General features: G+C 34.5%; 21 protein-coding genes. 5 read left to right on the forward strand and 16 right to left on the reverse strand.

Annotation, left to right across the window (positions count from 1 at the left end; genetic code table 11):
• Positions 1–10: 10 nt before the first annotated feature.
• Entirely contained in the window at positions 11–868 is an 858-nt protein-coding gene (locus tag AAC601_RS11700; protein WP_303269782.1) for a prolyl oligopeptidase family serine peptidase, read from the reverse strand.
• A 37-nt stretch (positions 869–905) separates the two neighbouring features.
• On the opposite strand from AAC601_RS11700, the gene AAC601_RS11705 reads away from it, so the two are divergent.
• A complete protein-coding gene (locus tag AAC601_RS11705; protein ID WP_303269781.1) occupies positions 906–1,880 on the forward strand; it encodes a polyprenyl synthetase family protein in 975 nt (324 codons plus the stop codon).
• Position 1,881: 1 nt separating this feature from the next.
• On the opposite strand, the gene AAC601_RS11710 is transcribed toward AAC601_RS11705, so the two are convergent.
• The 7 genes from AAC601_RS11710 to AAC601_RS11740 all read right to left on the reverse strand — a co-directional run bounded on the left by AAC601_RS11710 (position 1,882) and on the right by AAC601_RS11740 (position 8,456).
• Complete coding sequence (locus tag AAC601_RS11710) at positions 1,882–2,178, reverse strand: putative quinol monooxygenase (RefSeq protein WP_303269779.1); 297 nt, start codon at positions 2,176–2,178, stop codon at positions 1,882–1,884.
• A 66-nt stretch (positions 2,179–2,244) separates the two neighbouring features.
• Entirely contained in the window at positions 2,245–3,204 is a 960-nt protein-coding gene (locus tag AAC601_RS11715) for a transketolase family protein (protein ID WP_303269777.1), read from the reverse strand.
• Between the two features lie 10 nt (positions 3,205–3,214).
• Positions 3,215–4,600, reverse strand: coding sequence for a VWA domain-containing protein (locus AAC601_RS11720; RefSeq protein WP_303269776.1), 1,386 nt, complete (start codon positions 4,598–4,600; stop codon positions 3,215–3,217).
• A gap of 49 nt (positions 4,601–4,649) precedes the next feature.
• Positions 4,650–5,501 carry a transketolase gene (locus AAC601_RS11725; protein WP_340153359.1) on the reverse strand — a complete coding sequence of 284 codons (852 nt, stop codon included), beginning with the start codon at positions 5,499–5,501 and terminating at the stop codon, positions 4,650–4,652.
• Between the two features lie 3 nt (positions 5,502–5,504).
• Complete coding sequence (bcp, locus tag AAC601_RS11730; RefSeq protein WP_303269774.1) at positions 5,505–5,957, reverse strand: thioredoxin-dependent thiol peroxidase; 453 nt, start codon at positions 5,955–5,957, stop codon at positions 5,505–5,507.
• Positions 5,958–5,962: 5 nt separating this feature from the next.
• Positions 5,963–7,858, reverse strand: a complete 1,896-nt coding sequence (locus tag AAC601_RS11735) for a M23 family metallopeptidase (protein WP_340153360.1) — start codon at positions 7,856–7,858, stop codon at positions 5,963–5,965.
• Complete coding sequence (locus AAC601_RS11740) at positions 7,845–8,456, reverse strand: fumarylacetoacetate hydrolase family protein (RefSeq protein WP_303269771.1); 612 nt, start codon at positions 8,454–8,456, stop codon at positions 7,845–7,847. The genes AAC601_RS11735 and AAC601_RS11740 overlap by 14 nt, the downstream gene beginning before the upstream one ends.
• Positions 8,457–8,597: 141 nt before the next feature.
• On the opposite strand from AAC601_RS11740, the gene AAC601_RS11745 reads away from it, so the two are divergent.
• On the forward strand, positions 8,598–9,500 hold the full coding sequence (locus AAC601_RS11745; protein WP_303269770.1) for a M48 family metallopeptidase: 903 nt from the start codon (positions 8,598–8,600) through the stop codon (positions 9,498–9,500).
• Positions 9,501–9,571: 71 nt separating this feature from the next.
• On the opposite strand, the gene AAC601_RS11750 is transcribed toward AAC601_RS11745, so the two are convergent.
• Positions 9,572–10,309, reverse strand: coding sequence for a hypothetical protein (locus AAC601_RS11750; RefSeq protein ID WP_303269769.1), 738 nt, complete (start codon positions 10,307–10,309; stop codon positions 9,572–9,574).
• A 13-nt stretch (positions 10,310–10,322) separates the two neighbouring features.
• Here AAC601_RS11750 and AAC601_RS11755 point away from each other — a divergent pair, with 13 nt between their 5' ends.
• Positions 10,323–11,330, forward strand: a complete 1,008-nt coding sequence (locus tag AAC601_RS11755) for an acyl transferase (RefSeq protein ID WP_303269767.1) — start codon at positions 10,323–10,325, stop codon at positions 11,328–11,330.
• A gap of 2 nt (positions 11,331–11,332) precedes the next feature.
• Here AAC601_RS11755 and recN read toward each other — a convergent pair whose 3' ends face one another.
• From recN to AAC601_RS11790, 7 genes are all read right to left on the reverse strand, one after another.
• Positions 11,333–12,985, reverse strand: a complete 1,653-nt coding sequence (gene recN, locus AAC601_RS11760) for a DNA repair protein RecN (RefSeq protein WP_340153361.1) — start codon at positions 12,983–12,985, stop codon at positions 11,333–11,335.
• A 128-nt stretch (positions 12,986–13,113) separates the two neighbouring features.
• Positions 13,114–14,013, reverse strand: a complete 900-nt coding sequence (locus AAC601_RS11765; RefSeq protein WP_303269764.1) for a DUF4835 family protein — start codon at positions 14,011–14,013, stop codon at positions 13,114–13,116.
• The gene (gene coaBC, locus AAC601_RS11770; RefSeq protein WP_340153362.1) at positions 14,006–15,214 is read right to left on the reverse strand and encodes a bifunctional phosphopantothenoylcysteine decarboxylase/phosphopantothenate--cysteine ligase CoaBC; all 1,209 of its coding nucleotides are present in this window, start codon (positions 15,212–15,214) and stop codon (positions 14,006–14,008) included. The genes AAC601_RS11765 and coaBC overlap by 8 nt, the downstream gene beginning before the upstream one ends.
• Positions 15,215–15,223: 9 nt before the next feature.
• Complete coding sequence (rpoZ, locus tag AAC601_RS11775; protein ID WP_303269762.1) at positions 15,224–15,535, reverse strand: DNA-directed RNA polymerase subunit omega; 312 nt, start codon at positions 15,533–15,535, stop codon at positions 15,224–15,226.
• Between the two features lie 6 nt (positions 15,536–15,541).
• The gene (bamD, locus tag AAC601_RS11780; protein ID WP_303269761.1) at positions 15,542–16,366 is read right to left on the reverse strand and encodes an outer membrane protein assembly factor BamD; all 825 of its coding nucleotides are present in this window, start codon (positions 16,364–16,366) and stop codon (positions 15,542–15,544) included.
• Positions 16,367–16,449: 83 nt separating this feature from the next.
• Entirely contained in the window at positions 16,450–17,148 is a 699-nt protein-coding gene (locus AAC601_RS11785; protein ID WP_303269760.1) for a T9SS type A sorting domain-containing protein, read from the reverse strand.
• A 117-nt stretch (positions 17,149–17,265) separates the two neighbouring features.
• Positions 17,266–18,855: an OstA-like protein gene (locus AAC601_RS11790; RefSeq protein ID WP_303269759.1), complete on the reverse strand. Its 1,590-nt coding sequence runs from the start codon at positions 18,853–18,855 to the stop codon at positions 17,266–17,268.
• Between the two features lie 66 nt (positions 18,856–18,921).
• Here AAC601_RS11790 and tilS point away from each other — a divergent pair, with 66 nt between their 5' ends.
• Entirely contained in the window at positions 18,922–20,247 is a 1,326-nt protein-coding gene (gene tilS, locus AAC601_RS11795) for a tRNA lysidine(34) synthetase TilS (RefSeq protein ID WP_303269757.1), read from the forward strand.
• Positions 20,225–20,752 (forward strand): cyclic nucleotide-binding domain-containing protein, encoded by a 528-nt coding sequence (locus AAC601_RS11800; protein ID WP_303269754.1) that lies wholly within the window; start codon positions 20,225–20,227, stop codon positions 20,750–20,752. Before tilS ends, AAC601_RS11800 begins: the two co-directional genes overlap by 23 nt.
• Positions 20,753–20,800: the final 48 nt, after the last annotated feature.

Here is a 20,800-nt window from a genome sequence, read left to right on the forward strand (position 1 = left end):
AACTCCATTGTTATTTTAAGAATTCTCTTGTTTTCTCTATTATCGAAGTATAATTATTGGGTAAAGTACTTTTATCCCAAGGATGAGTGGCTCCAAAAACGTGGTTCTCAGACTCCATGATAACTAATTCTGTATCTGGCTTCCACTTCTTTATCTGATAGGCCATTTCAACAGGAAGTGTCTCGTCATCAGTACCATGGAATGCTAATAATGGTTGTTTCATGTCTTTTATGCTTCCAGGTATAGAAAGTCTGTCTGGATTGTTTAAAACATCATCATATAGTTGTACATACAAGGGCATCATCTGATTGGTTCTTTTGTTTTCAATGTATTGTACCCCCTTTGCTCTCCACTCATCGAGAAATGACTGAGGCCATCTTTTGCTTAAATCACTGATTGCAGCTAATGTAACTACTTTTTTAATTCTTTCGTCCTCACTTGCCTTAAGTAGTACTAAACCACCTCCTCTGCTATGACCCATTAAGTTCAGGTCTTCCAATTCGATTTCATGAGCAGGGATAATACTTCTAGAAGAGAATAGATAATCAATACTATCTTTTAAATCATCTAATTCAATTGTGAAATTATTATGACCAAATGCTTCTAAATCAGCAAAATCTTTTAAGTTTTCTGGTGTGGTTCCATTATGACTAAGATTTATTTTCATAAAGATAAATCCAAGTTTTGCAAATTCGGTGGCCATCAAATTAAAAACACCCCAGTCCTTAAAGCCTTTAAAACCGTGAACAAAAAGGATTAACGGTTTCTTTGTCTTAGTTGGAAGGTATTTTATATCAGCCGTAATAGGCCTAGTATGTACCGTACTTGTAATAATTATATTTTCTTCAATCATTTTGTTTATTTGCATTGTTTAGGTATTCATTTGGTAGTAATATTGCACACGGATGGGGAGTAAAATTAAAGAAATACAAACACCAATAGCCAAGGAAATGGCAGAATTTGAAATAAAATTCCGCCAATTCATGAAAAGTAAGGTTTACTTGCTTGATAAGATCATGGGCTATATTGTGAAAAGAAAGGGTAAGCAGATGCGCCCGATGTTTGTATTTCTTTCTGCAGGAATTCACGGCCAGATCAATGAAGCGACCTACCGAGGTGCGGCTTTGATTGAATTATTACATACTGCCACATTGGTCCATGATGATGTTGTTGATGATGCAAATTATAGGAGGGGGTTTTTCTCAATCAATGCGTTATGGAAAAACAAGATCGCTATATTGGTTGGTGATTATTTACTTTCCAGAGGTCTTCTCCTGTCAATTGATAACGAAGATTTCGATTTACTAAAAATTGTTTCTGAAGCGGTACGTGAAATGAGCGAAGGGGAGTTGTTGCAAATTGAAAAGGCAAGAAAATTAAATATAACGGAAGAAATATATTATGATATCATCAAACAGAAGACAGCTTCTTTAATTGCTTCCTGTTGTGCAGTAGGAAGCCGATCTGTTAATAAAGATGATGAAATCAGTAGTAAAATGAAGCTTTTTGGAGAAAAAGTGGGTATGGCTTTTCAGATCAAAGATGATTTATTTGACTATGGAACAAATGAAATAGGTAAACCTCTTGGAATTGATATTAAGGAAAAGAAAATGACTTTACCGTTGATTTATGCTTTAAACAATGCTGACAAGTCTGAGAAAAAGCAAATCATCAAATTGATCAAGAATAAGAGTGAAAAGAACTCCACTGTTAAAACTGTTGTGGAGTTTGTCAGAGGAAAAAATGGAATAGCATATGCAGAAGAGGTAATGCAAAACTATTATCTTGACGCAATGAATATAATTAAGGACTTCCCTGACTCTGAATATCGCCAATCACTCATGGACTTGGTAAAATACACTATTGAACGGAAAAAGTAATCTATTTTAGCTCATAGCGCTGAATATGGGAACTTGCTTCTGGTTTTTCAGCGAATAGTGCCTTAGTAGCTGGCCATACATTACCAAAGGTCTCAGAGTCTCTATACTTATTTAAACACTCTTCATTTTTCCATAAGCTGTATGTTCTAAAAATGTGGGGTTGATTCTTATCTTGCCATAATTCTAAATGCAAACAACCTATTTGGTTTCGAATAGCCTCTTTATTTTGTTCAAATATTTGAATAAAATCATCAATTTTGTCCAATTGGAAGGTCATTTTAACGATTCGGATCAACATAGATTAAAAAGTAGTCTCAAAAGTCAAATGGATAATCTAACTTTTGAGACCATTTTGTAAGTTAAATTATTTTCTTTTAATCACTTTTTCAACAGCAGCGACAATGTGGTCAGCGTCCAATCCATATTTCTTCATCAATTCATCAGGCTTTCCACTTTCCCCAAATTGATCATCTACGGCCACATATTCTTGTGGGCTAGGAGCGTTTTGTGCTAGGACTTGAGCAACTGCATCACCTAAACCACCATTTCTTTGATGTTCTTCAGCTGTTACCACACATCCAGTTTTTGCTACTGATTTCAGTATCGCTTCCTGATCTATTGGTTTGATGGTATGGATATTAATTAATTCCACACTAATCCCTTTTTCTCTTAAAACTGCCTCTGCTTCAATTGCTTCCCAAACCAAATGTCCTGTTGCAAAGATAGTTACGTCTGAACCTTCTATCATATTGATTGCTTTACCAATTTCAAAGTTTTGATTTTCAGAAGTAAAGACAGGCACTTTTGGTCTTCCAAATCTTAAATACACGGGACCATGGTGGTCTGTAATAGCCAATGTAGCTGCTTTAGTTTGGTTATAATCACAAGGATTTATAACTGTCATATTTGGCAACATTCTCATCATTCCAATGTCTTCTAGTATTTGATGAGTTGCACCATCTTCTCCAAGGGTAACACCAGCATGAGAGGCACAAATTTTTACATTCTTTTCAGAATAGGCAATGGACTGACGTATTTGGTCATAAACTCTCCCAGTCGAAAAATTGGCAAATGTTCCAGTGAAAGGAATCTTTCCTCCAATTGTCATTCCAGCAGCTAAACCCATCATATTTGCTTCGGCAATACCAGTTTGGAAAAACCTTTCTGGAAACTCCTTTTGGAAAGCCCCCATCTTTAGAGAGCCGATCAAATCAGCACATAATCCTACCACTTGATCATTTTTTCTGCCTGCTTCCAAAAGACCATCTCCAAAACCTGAGCGGGTATCTTTTTTTTCTGTAAATGTAAATTTAGTTTCTGCCATTTTGCTCTAATTAGTAAATTTTGATATTTATGGTTTGTCCTGACCGGACATTAAATTCTTTTATTTGGGTGTACTTACTACCCATAGCTCTATCGGAGCGATAAACGTATTTATACTTGCCGGGCTGTATTCCAAAACTTGACTGTCCGCCCCCTAAATCTAATTTTTTAATCCAGGTCTGTCTTCCGTTTTCATCTATGGAATACAAACTTCCTTTACCGCTACTGCTGTAGCTAATATTTACTCGACCAGGGGAAGGGATATCTATATTTCGTGTTTTACCTTGCTGTAGTTCAATATTATTTATTTTTATACGAGGTAAAGTTAAAATCTCTATATCGTAATTTCCGATTAAATATTTTTCCTCTGTTCGCACAGATTGGGTATTGATAATTTCAGACTTTGAAGATTTTCGGATCAATACTTGCACCTTCTTGTCATACTCGCTTGTATTCTCTTGATTAATTTTCAAGCTACCTTGTGGGGTTTTTATTTCAATGACGTTGTGAGTTCCTCCTTTCAAAAATACATTCTTTTTAACTACTGGCGGCAACGTATTTACTACCACATCGTAGCTCAACACTGGGTCAACTTCTACCGTATCTGGTCTTCCATTTCGATCTCTAAAATGGATAAAATCAAATTCTGATATACCTGTAAAAGTATTAATGAAAGAAACATTGACATCTTTTTCAACCTTTCTTCCATTTTGATCCAATAGTTCCACACTTGCTGTGGTTTTACTTAATGATTGACTTAAAATACCATTTAAAACGGACTGGAAGGCATTGATATTTTTGGCATTGAAATACTCACCCATACAATCAAATTCTGATGCAAACTGCTCTTCCATTCCTAGGCCTATTACAAAAGGTCTTAAGAAAATATCTTTTTTCTGTAAAGACAAGGATACGGCACAAGGATCACCATCACACGATTCTATGCCATCTGTGATAATGATAATTATATTTCTGTAATTTTTATCTTGAGGAAAGTCATTGGCTGATTGCTCTAAGGAATATGCTATAGGAGTGGTTCCTCTTGGGTATATGTACTTTAAGCGTTCTATTATCCGATCATTATTATTTGGGGCAAATGGGATTTCCAACTTAGTATCCTTACAATTTCTTTCTTTGGCTGGAGTTAAATGACCATAAGGTCTTAGAGCGAGTTCAATTTTATCATTTACTCTCAATGAATCAACAAGATCTGTTAAAACTCTTTTTGCCGCGTCAATTCTTAATTCATTTCCCCATTGGGCAAGCATACTTCCTGATGCATCAAACAAAAACAGTATTCTTGTTTTTTCAGGAATGCTTTGCTCTACTCTTTGCGATTTTGCATCAAGCATCGCAAAAAACAGAATGAGAAATGATATGATTACTTTACACTTCATTGAATTTAGATAAGCGCCAAGAGATCTTCTTGACGCTAATTATTGTAGTTTAATAATCGCCTAATGTTTCTTCCAATTGAGATAAAGCATCTGCTAATTGCTCATCATTTGGAGCTACACCATGCCATTTATGCGTACCTACCATAAAATCGACACCAAAACCCATTTCAGTTTTCATAAGATTTAAAACTGGCTTTCCTTTTCCTGTCAAACTTTTAGCATGTTCTAGTGATTTGATGATTTCAGCCATGTCATTTCCATTGCTTTCAATCACTTCCCATCCAAATGCTTGCCATTTGGCTTTTAGGTCTTGCAAGTCCATCACTTCAGCGATTGGACCATCTATTTGCTGCCCATTGTAATCGACAGTAGCGATAACATTGTCTATCTTGTGATGAGCACCATACATGGCAGCCTCCCAAATTTGGCCTTCTTGTAATTCCCCATCACCCATCAATACATACACCAAATTATCCTCTTTGTTGAGCTTTTTGGTTTGTGCGGCCCCGAGAGCTGCAGACAATCCTTGTCCTAAAGATCCAGAAGCAATTCTTATGCCTGGTAGGTTTTCTTCGGGTGTTGGGTGACCTTGCAAACGACTATCTATTTTTCTAAAAGTATTTAATTCTTCCGTTTCGAAATAGCCACTTCTCGCTAAAACACTATACCAAACAGGGGAAATATGCCCATTTGATAAGAAGAATAAATCTTCATTTTTAGCATCCATGTTGAATTGGATATTATGTTTTAAAATGTGGAAATATAGTGCTACAAAAAAATCTGTGCATCCTAAAGAGCCTCCCGGATGGCCGGAATTTACCGCGTGTACCATCCTTACGATATCTCTCCTAACTTGAGAAGCTATTTTTTCCAGCTCTTGAATGTTTGCCTGACTTGCCATTGATTATGAATTTAAAATTTGTGCTGTATGTTCTTTCGTTTTAACTTTTTGAATTATGTCTTCGATTTTTCCATCCGCATCGATAACAAATGTCGTGCGTAATGTCCCCATATAGGTTTTTCCGTACATTTTTTTCTCACCCCACGTTCCAAACAGCTTATGAACCGTATGATCTTCATCTGCTATTAATGGAAAAGGTAAACTTTGCTTTTCGATAAATTTCTTATGAGATTTTTCTGAATCCTGACTTACACCCAAAACAACGTATCCTTGCTTTTGAAGATCTTCATAGTTATCTCTTAGGTTACAAGCTTGAGCCGTACAACCCGGTGTATTGTCTTTTGGGTAAAAATAAAGTACTACCTTTTTTCCTTTGAAATCACTTAATTTGATTTCATTACCGTCCTGATCTTTTGCGTTAAAATCTGGTGCGTTATCGCCTATATTCAAATCCATATAATTTATAGTTTAGTGAGATATTCTGCTTTGTTTCCGGCATTGTCAGTTACAATTAAACTAAACTCACCGGATCTTTTCATTTCTTTATTGAGCCAATCTACCCAAATCAAATTATCTTTAGGTTCATACTTTAGCAAGACCCATTCACCATCCAATCGAGCTTCAAATGATTTAATTCCGGAGAGCTCATCATTGATTACAAAGTTAAGATTATTTTTGGCTTCTATGAATGGTGAAATACTGTCGGTTAAAAGTGTATAGTCTGCCAATTCCCTAGTGTTGAAATCTATTTTCCCATTATTCCATTCTCCACCCTCAAAAGAAAAGTTACCAGAATCATCGGTCTTATATATGTGAGTGTGTTTTTGATCAGCGTATACTTTTTGTGGGGTTAATTCAATTTCTATGGTGCTTTTTAAAGGGACTGATGTGGGTTCTAATGAAAATATTTCTAGGGAATCTGAAGTCTTGATTTCATATAAAGTTTGTAAATATAAACTGTCAAATAGCGAATATGAACTGAATGAAATCTTCATATTATTTAATTCTACCTCTTTACTCTCGCCTGGAATTATTTCAGTTATTTCTGGAAGGTTCATTCCCTTTTCACAATTGAGGATTGATTTTGGAATTCCGTTCTTTAGGTGCCATAGGTACACTACTGTATTTTTTGAATAGTAAGCAGGTAAGATGCTCTCAATTCTGCCTTCAAAATTTAAATTCAGTTCTTCCTTCTCTCCTTCGCAACTTGATTGAGTAAAGACCTTTAGTACTTCATTTTCAATTCTATAATCTAAACCGTCAATATCATAGGGAATATTTTCATTTAGAAATAGGTCTTGATCTTCTCCTATTATTGTTAAACTTAAATTACTTTTATTCTGATAAGGATCATACATATAGATATTAATATCATATACCTTACCTTGTTCTATTGTTAAAGCTCCATTTTCACTTTTGGTGTCATAGAATTTTAGTTTGTTTCCGTCATCTACATAAAGTTTATGAAAAGTACCACCCTTAGTTTGTTTTACATCATAAGGGTAGTGCACAAGTATATGCCTTTGCAAACTAAAGCTCATTACATCTATATCTTGTTTAAAGTGCCTTTCCCCGTTGACAAATACTTCAATAATACTAATTCCATTTTTATTTGCGGAGCCATTCAATTTATCATGACCCCATAATTCTAATCCAATTTCGCCAATGGCTGAGATGGTGTCTTCTGCCTTATAATTGAATCCATTTCTCTTTAATGGAATTTCCTTTCTTTCAAATTGATTTGAAATTCTAGAAGAAATTGTCATTGGACGAATTGCAAAACCTTGGACAATTGGAGGGATATTATCTTTTATTTCATCAAAACCGTAATGGAGTGGGTTTAAAACTCTTTGCTGCTTATCCCTAATTTCAAAATGAAGATGTGGACCTAAAGACCCCCCTGTGTTTCCCGAAATCCCTATTACTTCTTGACTCTTAAAAGCAAATTGGTAAGGTTCCGGAAATAACTCTATTTCAAATGTCTGTTGTTTATACTGTTCACTTTTAACATAACTCTGTATTTCAGTAGCGAATTCATTTAGATGTGCATATACAGATGTATTTCCATCTGGATGGAGCATGTATAATGCATTTCCATATCCAGAGGTGGAAACTTTAATACGAGTAATGTATCCTCTTTTTGTGGCATGAACAGCTTCTCCAATCATACCGCCTGTTTTGATATCAATGCCAGCATGAAAATGGGAAGATCTCAACTCACCCATGGTGCCTGACAAGAAATTGGTTTTGTTAGGACGAATGGGAAAAGTATAGGGATCAGAATTTTGAGCTAAAACCGAAATTGGAAAGCTAAGTAAAGATATTAGAAGTGTAGTAAGTGAGTTATTTAATTTCAAAATCCAATAATTTTTGATTTTCTATAAAACCTTCCAACTGATCTCCAATTGAAATAGGACCCACACCTTTTGGTGTACCCGTAAAAATGATATCACCAGTTTTTAATGTGAAAAATTGTGATAAATAGGCAATGATATAATCAATTGAAAATAGCATTAACGAGGAATTTCCTTCTTGTTTTATTTGCCCGTTTACTTTTAATGAAAAATTGATGTTTTGATGATTTTCAAATTGATCTTTGTTGAGCCAAGCTGAAATAGGTGCAGATCCGTTAAATCCTTTAGCAATTGCCCAAGGTAGGCCTTTTTCTTTTGCTTTTGATTGCAAGTCCCGAGCTGTAAAATCAATACCTAATCCAATTTTATCGTAATATTTGGAGGCGTGCTCTTCTCTGATAAATTTTCCTTCTTTGCAGATTCTTATAATTAACTCTAGCTCATGATGAATATCACGGCTGTAAGAAGGATAATAAAAAGGCTCATTGTTTTTAAGAATGGCAGTGTCGGGTTTAGTGAAAATTACGGGCTCGTCAGGTCGCTCATTCTTAAGCTCTTTAATGTGGTCACCATAATTTCTGCCAATAGCCAATATCTTCATTCGTGGGAAATTTATGCAAAAATATGACTTCTTTTAACTATAAAAATGAAAGTTTCGTTAAATTATGAAAGAAATCTTTTAGATGGTATTTAAAGGATTTAAAAATGTAATTTTATAATTCGTTTATCAAAAAACATGAATATGAAAAAGATATTTTCTCTGATTCTTTTAGTGGTAGTACTATTTGCTTGTAAAAAAGTACCACTTACAGATAGAAAACAATTCAATGCCATTCCCAATAGTCAATTGAATTCTTCCAGTTTTAGTTCTTATGATCAGGTGATGAAAGAAAGTAGAATTTCTTCAAATTCTGCTCAGGTTGAAATGGTTAAAACGGTAGGTAACCGAATTAAAGATGCCGTGGAGCAATATCTCAAAGAGAATAATTTGGGTGATGCCACTGAAGGCTTTAAATGGGAGTTTAACTTGATTGCTGAAAATGTGGTAAATGCGTGGTGTATGCCAGGAGGGAAAGTTGCTTTTTATGAGGGGATCTTACCAGTCTGTCAGGATGAAGCAGGTATTGCTGTCGTTATGGGACATGAAGTTGCACACGCTGTAGCTAAGCATGGCGGTGAGCGAATGACTCAAGCATTGGCACAGCAGGCGGGAGGAATGGCTTTAAGTGTAGCACTTCGAGAACAGCCAGAGCAAACGCAAGCACTGGCTATGACGGCTTATACCGGAGTGAGCACTGTTGGAGCGCTCTTGCCATTCAGTAGATTACATGAGTCTGAAGCAGATGAATTAGGATTGAAGTTTATGGCGTTAGCGGGATATGATCCTGCTGAAGCTCCTGAATTTTGGAAAAGGATGAAGGCTTTATCTGGTGGATCTCCACCAGAATTTCTAAGTACGCACCCAAGTAGTGATACGCGAGTGAAAGATTTGAATAAACTACTGCCTCAGGCGAAAAAGTACTACGTGAAAAGCAGTAAGGCGGGAAATAAGCCTATTCCGAATTTAAATAGCATTTCCACGGCAGCATCTAAAGAAGAGAAAAGTGAAACTAAGACCAAAATGAAAATGAAGATTGGAAATTGAAGTGGTACAAGTTTCAAACAAAAAGGCACTACTATAAAGTAGTGCCTTTACAATTTCATTATTCGGAAATATTAATCTCTATTTATCAATTGAAAAGTTTCCGTTTGAATAATATTACTTCTATTTCCTGCTCTATCTAGAATGTAAACTTCCAAGTACATGGGGTAATCGCGAAATGTAGCCCTAAAACCAACGCTTTTGATTTCATAAGTCAATGATCCATTTAGTGGACGATCATAATTCTCAGTATTAAGAATAGGGAATCTACCATGAAAGGATTGATAAAAACCAGGTTCAGATTCCCACTCAAATTGTTCAAAATCACTATTTCCTGGACGTTTTACAAAAAAGGCCACATATATATTGAAATGGCGTTCATTAAACCGAACCAAAACAGTGTCATTTACGAGTAATGTGTTATTCACAATTATGGAGTCTCTAAATATATTATAGTCATAATAATTAAATGGTGGCAACTCTGGCGAGCTCCCAAAGAAAATCAGTTCTCTCTCTTCATTCAGAGGGATATCAAATTGATGGTACGGAGGTTCATTTTCGCTATTTCTTAACCCTAAGTCACCGTCACCATCTTCAAAAGAAAGAGATACGCTGATAACGTCTTGGTTTAGAGGTTGACCGCTTGCGGAGGTGTCAGTAATAATACTGAACTGAACGTCTTCATATTCAATACTGGGAACATCTTCGAATTCTGGTGGAGTAGGGCAGGCTGTAAGGATTGTTAAAAATCCAATAATAATACTAGAATTAAATATGAGATGACGTGCCTTATTTTTAATATTGTATTGCATAATAATTTTACAAATGTCAGAAAGAGAACGCTTTTTAAAGCAATTTGATGCCTTGAACGTTAAAAATTTTCAAGATTTTGCTTTAAATCTATTTCACTATCAAAGTAAATACAATTTAGTTTATAAAAAATATATTCAAGCTCTAAATATTGAAGCCCAATCCGTAAAAGATTTATCTTCGATCCCATATTTACCTATAGATTTTTTTAAAAAGCATAAGGTTATAACTAATGCCGATGCGTCCAATGATTTTGAGGCAATTTTTGAAAGTAGCGGAACTGGATCTGGAATTAGCAGTAAACATTATGTCAAAGAGTTGGATCATTATTTAATTCATGCAGAGAATATTTTCGAAAATGAATATGGTAAACTGGAGGATTTCATCATTTTGGCTCTTTTACCAGCTTATTTAGAAAGAGAAGGATCTTCACTGGTGGCTATGGTGGATGATTTTATAAAAAAAACAAAATCACCTGAATCAGGATTTTATTTGAATAACATAGATGAATTAGTTAAAAAAGTAGCGGCACTAAAAGATCTTAATAATGGTAAAAGGATTATTGTTTGGGGAGTTAGCTTTGCATTGTTGGATATAGCAGAGAATTATGAAGTGGATTTTTCTGATTGCATTGTCATGGAAACAGGAGGGATGAAAGGGAGAAGAAAAGAAATCACCAGAGAAGAACTCCACAGAATTTTATGTACTGGATTAAAAGTCACTAAAATACATTCAGAATATGGTATGACTGAGCTTCTTTCACAAAGTTATAGTAAGGGAAATGGTGTTTTTGAACCAAGTCATAGTATGAAAATTATGGTTCGAGAAGTTAATGATCCTTTCGATATTAAATTTCATGACAAAAGAAGCGGGGGCTTAAATGTGATCGATTTAGCCAATATCGACAGCTGCGCATTTATAGAAACTCAAGATGTAGGCTTGGTACAAGAAGATGGTAAATTCAAGGTCCTGGGCAGGTTTGATAATTCAGATATTAGAGGATGTAATTTGCTAGTGTCGTAATTTTAGATAGCCAATAACTCTTTAGCACTTTGAATAGCCGATTCACTAGGATTTTCTCCGCCAATCATCTTGGCTATTTCAAGAGAGCGTTCACTTTCATCTAATAGCTTAATTTTGCTAACTGATTTTTCAGCCGTATTATCTTTATAAACAAAGTAATGTTGATGTCCTTTTGCTGCTATCTGAGGTAAATGACTAATAGTAATTACCTGATGGTTTTCTGCCATTTTCTGCATCATATTCACCATTTTAATAGCAACTTCACCTGATATACCCGTGTCGATTTCATCAAAAATTATAGTGGGCATTGCTATCTTATCAGCCATAATATATTTTATGGCAAACATTAGCCTGGAAAATTCACCTCCTGAAGCAACATTTTTTAGATTTTGAGGTGCAACACCCTTATTGGCAGTAAATAAGATTTTTATGTCATCCACGCCACTTTTATCATGCGCTTTAGATTGATTATCGATTTTAACAATAGCGTCTTCCATTCCTAGTCCAGCGAGAAGCGATTGTAACTCTATTTCGAGTTTTTCAAAGTGATTTACCCTCTGCTTACTAATTTCTTTAGCCTTTTGATCCATTTCTGAAAAAGCTTGATCCATGGCTTTTTGCAGTTTTGTTTCACTGCCCTCAATATCTTCTACCGCTAGCAATTTCTCCTCTAATTCAGTTTTTATTTTAATTAACTCAGCAATTGAGTCAACATGATGTTTTTGTTGCAATGAATAAATTAGGCTAAGTCGCTCTTGTGTTTGACTTAATTCCTCAGGCTGATGTTCAAACTCATTTGCTGTGATTTCAAGTTCTTTTGCAATGTCCTGGATTTCTATAAAGCTACTGTTTAGTCTTTCCGATAATTCTTGAAAATCTTTTCCATATGCTTGAATAGCTTTCAGACTTTCGCTGGCTTGATGTAAATTATGAACAGCAGCAAATTCCTGTCCATCTAGGAGTTGATAGGCTTCTGAAAGTTTTAACTTTATCAGTTCACCGTTTTCTAATATTTCTAATTTCTCCTCTAGTTCTTCCTGCTCATTTGATTTTAATTGTGCTTTATCCAACTCGTCAAAAAGAAATTGATTAAAATCCTTTTCCTGCTGCATTTGGGCAGAATTTTCCTGAAAGGCCTGAAGGTTTTTTCTTGCCTTTGTATAGGTATTAAATAATGTCTTATAAGTTTTAAGACTTCCTATTGTTCCAGCATATGCGTCAATGATTTTTAATTGAAAGTCTTGATCCCCAATCAACAATGTTTCGTGTTGTGAATGAACATCCATCAGGTTATTTCCTAAGTTCTTGAGGATATCCAGCGTTACAGGGGTGTCGTTAATAAATGCTCTTGATTTTCCACTCGCACTTATTTCCCTTCGGATAACACATTCTTTATCATAGTCTAGGTCTTCCGCTTCAAAAAATGGGTAAAGATTATATTGGGAGATGTCAAAAATGCCCTCAACTACACACTTTGAGTCTTCCGAGTATAATACTTTAGTATCAGCTCTTTTCCCGATGAGTAATCCTACTGCACCTAACATGATCGACTTTCCAGCACCTGTTTCTCCAGTAATAGTATTTAGCTTAGCTGATGGGTTGATATTAAGTTCTTGAATTAAGGCGTAATTTTTAATCAAAAGCTTCTGAAGCATATTAGGATTTAGTTTTATCGCAGGGCTAATTTACTTAAAAATTGCGGATAGTAAATTCTTTCGATCGCAGTATTCAATAAATTTTTAAAGATTCTTTATCCTATACTATGAATATGAAATATGATCTTTTATTCAATCATTACTTCGTAACGTTCCGAATTAGCAGGAGCTAATTCTCTCATAATTTCATAAGCTTTTCTTCTAAGTGCTAAATCACCCTCTGTGAAAATTTGTACAATCTCATCTGCTCTAGTCTGAATTATTAGTGTTATAAATGGTGAATTGGGGTTTAGTTTATTGGATTTTTGAATATTTTCCAATGCCTCTATAATTGACTTTCTTGCTGCTTCAGGATCTTCTTCCATTAAATCTAAACCTTTTCTGTAATACAGATACAGGCTTTTGCGTACCGGTTCTAGTTGTGAATTTAAGGCGGATTGAATTAAGGAATATTTACTTTCAATATTTCCGAACTGTTCCCAACCCGGCTTAAATCCCTGTTGATTAGCTGATCTAGCTATGTTTAAGGCTTCATCATAGTATTCTTGTCCACCTAATTCAGAAAAACTGTCAAAATCCATTCCTAACAGAAAATTGGCATAGAAAGCCAAAATACTCACCAAGTTATCATTAAAGCTGTTTTGAGAATAAAGTAAAGGCTGAGACTCCGTAAAATCAAAGTTTAGGTTTCTATCAGCTATATTAATCATGATTGATTCATAATTGCTATTGTAAACTGGCCGGACAGATTGTATTTGCATTCGAGCCTCAAACCTACCCGTTCTTGGGATTCCAGTAATATTTATAGCCATTACTCCTTTGATTCTTTCAAATAGCTCAATATCTTCCTGCATCCATTTTGTTTCATTTAGGAATTGACTAAATGAATTTTCCATATTCGTAAAGATTCGAGTTTCGGAGGTATTTGCAGTTGAGGCATCTACCTTTACTTGAAAATATAAATCTTGAGCGATTAAGCAGCTGATATTGAAAATTGAAATAAAGAGTACTAGGGCTAGTTTATTCATTCTCGATGCTCAATTTATGTATTTGGTTTACAATTATTTCAGCGACTTCAGATTTGTCTAGAAGTTCTGTTTCAGCTACTAAACCCTTGGCGCCAAAAATTTTAATTTTATTAGTGTTATGACCAAATGTTGCATTTTTGTCCCGCATACTATTAAGAACGATCAAATCGAAGTTTTTATTCTTCAATTTATTTAATGCATTTTCTTCTTCATTTTCAGTTTCTAAAGCAAAACCTATATTTAGCTGATTTTTTTTCTTCCTTGCACCTAGAGTTTTGGCTATATCAATGGTTTTTTCCATTTCAATTGTCATAGCCTCCGACTGCTTTTTTATTTTTTCTTTGGCAACTGATTTTGGTCGATAATCCGCTACTGCTGCAGCAAAAATTATAATGTCTGCTGTATCATAGTGTTTGTCAACTTCTGCGTACATTTCTTGTGCAGTCTGTATTTTAGAGTAAGTAGATAACGCTGAAGGTGGATGTAAGGACGAGGGGCCTGAAATTAAGTTAACATGAGCGCCTGCATTCAAAAAAGATTTAGCTATGGCATAACCCATTTTTCCTGAAGAATGATTACCAATAAATCTGACAGGATCAATAGCTTCTTGAGTTGGTCCTGCTGTTATGATAACCTTTTTGCCCTTAAACTTTTTTTTTACGTCCAGAATTTTTTCTATTTTCTTCACTAGATATTCAGGTTCTTGCATTCTACCTTGGCCTTCAAGACCACTTGCCAACTCACCAGATGCGGCTTGAATTACAATGTTACCAAAAGATTCAAGTTTTCTAAGGTTCTCAGATGTAGATGGGTGTTTGTACATATCCAAATCCATTGCAGGAGCAAAGGCAATAGGACATTTCGCAGACAGGTAGGTTGCCAATAGTAGATTATCGCAAATTCCGTTTGCACATTTTGCAATGGTATTGGCGGAAGCAGGTGCGATTAATAATAAGTCAGCCCATAAACCCAATTCAACATGATTGTTCCATTCTCCAGACTCTGATTTGACAAACTTGGATAGAACAGGCTTTTGACTTAAAGTACTTAAAGTCAAAGGAGTGATGAATTCAGTTGCGTCATCAGTCATGATAATCTGAACTTCAGCCCCCGCTTTAACCAATAAACGGGTCAACATTGCAGTTTTGTATGCTGCAATGCTACCCGTTATTCCTAAAATTATTTTTTTACCTTGGAGCATTTACCAAGTTTATTTCTCCTCTTCTTCTTCTCTCTTTCGGTAATATACTTTACCTTCTAAGAATTCTTCCATAGCCATAATTGTAGGCTTAGGCATTCTTTCATAGAATTTAGAGATTTCAATTTGCTCTCTGTTTTCAAAAATCTCTTCAAGATTATCTACGGTAGAAGCAAATTCAGCAAGTTTATTGCTCAATTCTTCTTTCACATTACTTGAAATTTGTCGAGCTCTTTTTGAAGCCACTACAACAGTTTGATAGATATTATCAGTATCTTTTACAAGCTCCTCTGTGTCTCTAGTTGTAATTGATGGATTTGCCATATTAATTTATGAATTTAATTTTCTAACTTGTTCTAAGCAGTCTTCGTAGATTTTTTCTGCTTTTTTTAAATATTTACTTTCATCGTAGGTGTCAATGAATATCTCGTAGAAGTCTATAGCTTCTTGATAACGTTCTTTTCTCAGAGAATAAATACTTACCTCTGCTAAATTATACATTGCCTCTATTTCTAGATATTGAATTTCTTCTGTATAGGTTGAACCTGGAAAATCATCCTGAAAGTTATCAAAAGCAACTAATGCAGCTTTCAGATATTCACCAGTCATGAATTTTTTCAAATCATAATACAATAAAGCCTTTTCATACGCTTTTCGTTCCAATTTGGACCTCAACTGTCCTAAAGCAGCATCTGCTTTCCGAACAAACTCGGAATTGGGATAAAGATTAATAAATCCTTGAAGCGCAGTAATAGCTTCCTTTGAACTTGCTTGATCCAAATTGTAACGTGGTGAGTCTTGAAATAATGAATATCCAAACATGAACCTGGCCTCTTCAGCAAATTGACTCCTGTTAAAAGTATCGTAAAATGTTTTAAAATAATGTGATGCTAAAAGGTATTGTTCTTGGTAGTAGTAGGTATAGCCATAATAGAAGTTTGCAATCTCAGCCTTTTCTGACCCTTTAATAATAGGTAATATCTGCTCCAGAAGAACATTGGCTCTATAATATTCGCCCTCCTCATAATATCTAATGGCGGCTTCATATTTCTTCTCCCAATCGTCACTTTTTTGCAATTTTCTAAAATCACTACAAGATGAAATTACAGTTGCTAGAAGAATTAAAATAAATAGGTTTTTGTACGAATTTCGCATAAGGGTGCAAATATACATTTGTTTTGTGGAATGAGCAATTTTTTATTGCTAACGAAGCAAAATTGATTTGATTGGATAAAAGCTTATTTTTTTACAATTAATTTCCTTGTTGCTAAACCTTCATCTTTTATGGAAAGTGTATAAAAATAAACGCCAGGGTTGAAATTTTCAGTACTGATGTTTAATTTATTTTCGTCTGGGCTCAACTCATAGGTATCCACTATGCTTCCAAGTACGTTTTGAAGAGTTATTTTAACTTCTGTTTCATTGGGATTGATGCTGTATTCCATGATTGCATTTTTAACTGCTGGGTTAGGGAAAAAGCTATTTACAATTAAATCTCCTTTTTCAAAAAAGACATCTTTTGGCTTGTTCTCTGTTACTTTAATAGCTAGTTCTTTTTTTACAATATTGTCTACTTCTAAATCGACAAATTCCAAATAAGCAATGATATTTAAATTTGACAATCCTCCGTTTAGTATAAGTTTTATTTCTGAAGATATGCTATTGGGAGCAATGTTAATGATTAAAGATTCATTATTGTCGCTGCAATTCTCTTCGTGACAAATGAGTAAAGTGCTTCCTCCTTGAATATTTTCAATGCTTTGTTTAATCTTAATGGACTTTTTAAGATTAGTGAAGTTTTGTATTTTAAAAGTCTTCGTGTTTGTTTTTTGAAAGCCAGTAATTATTTCTTTATCCAAATTCTTTACCATTATATCTTGTGACCATGCTGAGATGGTAACAATAAATGATAGAATTATGGTAAAAAATATTTTCATTTGGCTCTAAAAGTTTGACTAGTAAAAATAGGATTTATTTCTTGTAATTTCTAATGTTTTTTTTAAAAAAATGGAATTGTCTCATAATAAATAAATCATGTGTACGTTAGCCACGTTTTAATTTTCAGTTTTTAGCTTAGTTTCCTTAGGAAGCGCTGGATTTCCCTCTTGTGTATTTTGTTTTTGAACAGGTGCATATTTGCCTAAAACGTCAATTATATTAGGTTTTTTTTCAATTTTCCATTCAAAATCTTTTAACCTCGTTTCAGGTTCTTCAATTTCATGAGGTGGGATAAATTGCCCTTCTGGATCTTTATAAAAAGTAATATCATTCATTTCTCCATTAAGGAATTGTATCCTCATCGAACTACATAGAACTTTGTTCATTCCGATAAGGTCTAATGTTTCTTCATCTACTGCAAAATAGATGCTCTCACCGTTGCCTTCCACAAGAATTCTATCAATTTCATCATTCTTCATGTAGGCAGTCATATTTCTGCCTTTTATTTGATTGAAATTTTGCACGGTATCTTGATTTATTGAAAAGGCTTTATTGCGCATATTCAACTTATCCACTTTCCCATTTTTAATTTCCATAAAAACTGTGTCCGCAACAATTTGATTGCCTTCACTCCATAGAATTGGATCGTGATAGAAGAATATCATAGAATCCTGCATCATATAAGCCATTGAATCTGATACTCCTTGTAAATCTGATTTATAGATTTTTACATTATTGTAAGCCAATAACCTGCTGAGTGAATCAAATTCTGAATCTATGGAAATTAGCGTGTCTGCAGTCAGGTAAAGAGTGTCATTTTCTACCGCTTGCTTCAGTACTGGATTTCCCCAGATTTTTGTAATCCCCTTCTCTTTTTTTGTGGCGGCTTCATCTCCCAAGATAATAATGTCATTTTCCTCTGAAATGACCCGTACATTCCCTTTCGCTTTTGATTCTTGAGTCAAATCATCAAAATATAGCTCGTCACCAAATATTTCATAAGATTCTGTCGTGATTTTCCCAGAAGAGTATTGTGCATTTTTTTTATCGGTATAGAATTTACCACCCTTCTCGGCATCTACTACTTCTCCATTTTGCAGAATGGTTTTAGTGGCTCCAAATGTCGTTGCAATTTTGGTTGTTCTGTGATAAAATAGGGTGTCTGTCAATAACTGATATTCAGGATTAGTTAAGTCAACGTCCTTGTAGAATTTTATTAAATCTTCCGCATTTACTACATAACCCTCTCTGGCTATTAATGTAGTCTCATCATCTACCAACTTACCACCATTAAAGAAGTGGCCATCCTCCGTATTCATGTAATAATCTAGATAATTGGTGGTCATGCGCATATCTCCATCATCGTAAACCACATTATTTCTTAATTCTGCTTTGTTTTCATCAATGTAGTAGTTTAATCTTCTGGAGGTGATGTCAATAGTGTCATTTTTGGTGACCACTACATCTCCAAAAACAATCATGATTCCTTGCTTGTCATAATATAGGGCAGAATCTCCACTGATCTTAACATTCTCTTTTTCAATATCAAACCATACATTTTTTACTAAGCGAGTGAAACTATCTTTACCTTTATTTATAAATTCTTGATAGCCTTCTGATCCGTATTTAACACCGTTTTTTTGCGCATTAGCACTCAAGGATAAGATTAGAAAGAAACAAAGGACTATAATTCGATGGAAGTTCATAAATTTACTTTTGATTGCTTTTTGTTAGCAAATTCTGTGCAAATCTAAGTAATTTCATAAAGAAATATGTTAAGCGAATCATTTTTAGATTTTATTAAAAGGGAAAGACTTTTCAAAAAGGACGAACATTTATTGTTGGCCATTAGCGGTGGACTCGATTCAGTGGTTTTATCCCATCTTTTAAAACTAAATAACTTTCAATTCTCTTTAGCTCACATGAATTTTCAGCTGAGAGGAAATGATTCTGAATTGGATGAGCAGTTTGTTAGAAACTTGGCAAAGATTTTAGGGGTTAGGGTCTTTGTTAAGAAAGTTGAAATCAAGAAAGTAGGTTCTACACAAATACAAGCGAGAAAATTACGCTACAGCTGGTTCGAGGAATTAATAAAGGAGTATTCCTTCAGCAAGTTGCTAACGGCCCATCATGCTAATGATTTACTTGAAACAGCTCTTTTGAATTTAAGCAGAGGGACAGGCGTAAGTGGACTCAGAAGCATTTTACCTTTGCATGACAATATAGTGCGACCATTGCTTTTTGCAGAAAAAGAAGAATTGCAAAAATTTGCCGAAGATAATTCAATTATATGGAGAGAGGATATCTCCAACTACTCTGACCATTACACGCGCAATAGAATCAGACACCATATAATTCCTGAATTGCTATCTATAAATCCTAATATGGTTGCCGGTTTTCAGCAGACAGCTGTGCGTTTGCGGGCAACGGAGGCAGCCTGGAAAGAAAAATTGGCTTTGATATCGAATAAGTATTTTGAAAATGAAGGACAGAACGTAAAAATTGATAAGTCCATATTAGAAAACGAGAATGCTTTGGTTTATCTTTCTGAACTATTATCAGACTACGGAATTGGATTGACGCAATTGCAGTCTTTTGATTTTAGTAGGGTAGGGGCTCAATTGTTTGGCTCGGATTATGTTTTGAGTGTAGATCGCCATTTTATTTTTATAATTAGAGCAAAGAATGAAGACTACTATTCCTTTTTTCCTAGGGAGTTAAATTTAAAGGAGGATAGTGTTGAAGTACCTTTCGGATTACTAGCATGGGAGTTTATAGATCAGCAAGTAGTAAACTTTAATCAAAAGCCCAATGTAGCGTTTATTGATTATGACAAATTAAAGGGTAGAGTTGAAATAGATATCTGGCATGAGGGCGATAAAATTCAGCCATTAGGAATGAAGGGGAAGAAAAAAATAAGTGATATATTGATCGATCAAAAAGTACCCTTGCATCGGAAGCAGCAAACAATCGTTTTAAAATGCAATGAAGAAATTGTTTGGGTAGTAGGTTATAAATTTTCCGATCTGTTTAAAGTAGAAAAATCGAGCAGCAGAATATTAAGAATTACATATTATGAAAATACTAAATCCATTTAGGAAAACTTATGACCATAAACAAATGGTGCTTTTTCAGTTCTTGAAGGAGGTGAAAATTTTTGAGCAATTAAACTTTGAGCAACTGTCGCATTTCTTACCGTTTATGCATATGAGAGTATACAAAAGAGATGAAGTAGTTTTCTTTAGGGATGATCCCAGTCATGCCCTTTACTTAATTCAAAAGGGAGAAATTTCATTAACCATTGATATTCAAGATCGATTTGAAAGCTTAGGGATACTGAATGGAAATAGATCGTTTGGAGATAATGCCTTAATACCAGATGCAAGAAGGATATATAATGCTGTTGTGGCATCAGAGAAAGCTCAAATTTATGTGATTCCACAAATAAATATATTTGAAATTTTTGATCATTACCCAAAAATAAAGGCCAAGGTTTTAGAATCATATACTCAACAACAGAATGATTATGTGGCTCGATTATTTTCAACTTATAAAACAAATTTCGGCTTTTTTGATTTGGGTCATGTATATGGAAAAATGTGAAACTGAATTTAGATTTTTTTAACACCCAAATGCTTCTTTATTCTCATA

Source organism: uncultured Marivirga sp. (assembly GCF_963974845.1).
Classification (GTDB): Bacteria; Bacteroidota; Bacteroidia; order Cytophagales; family Cyclobacteriaceae; genus Marivirga; species Marivirga harenae.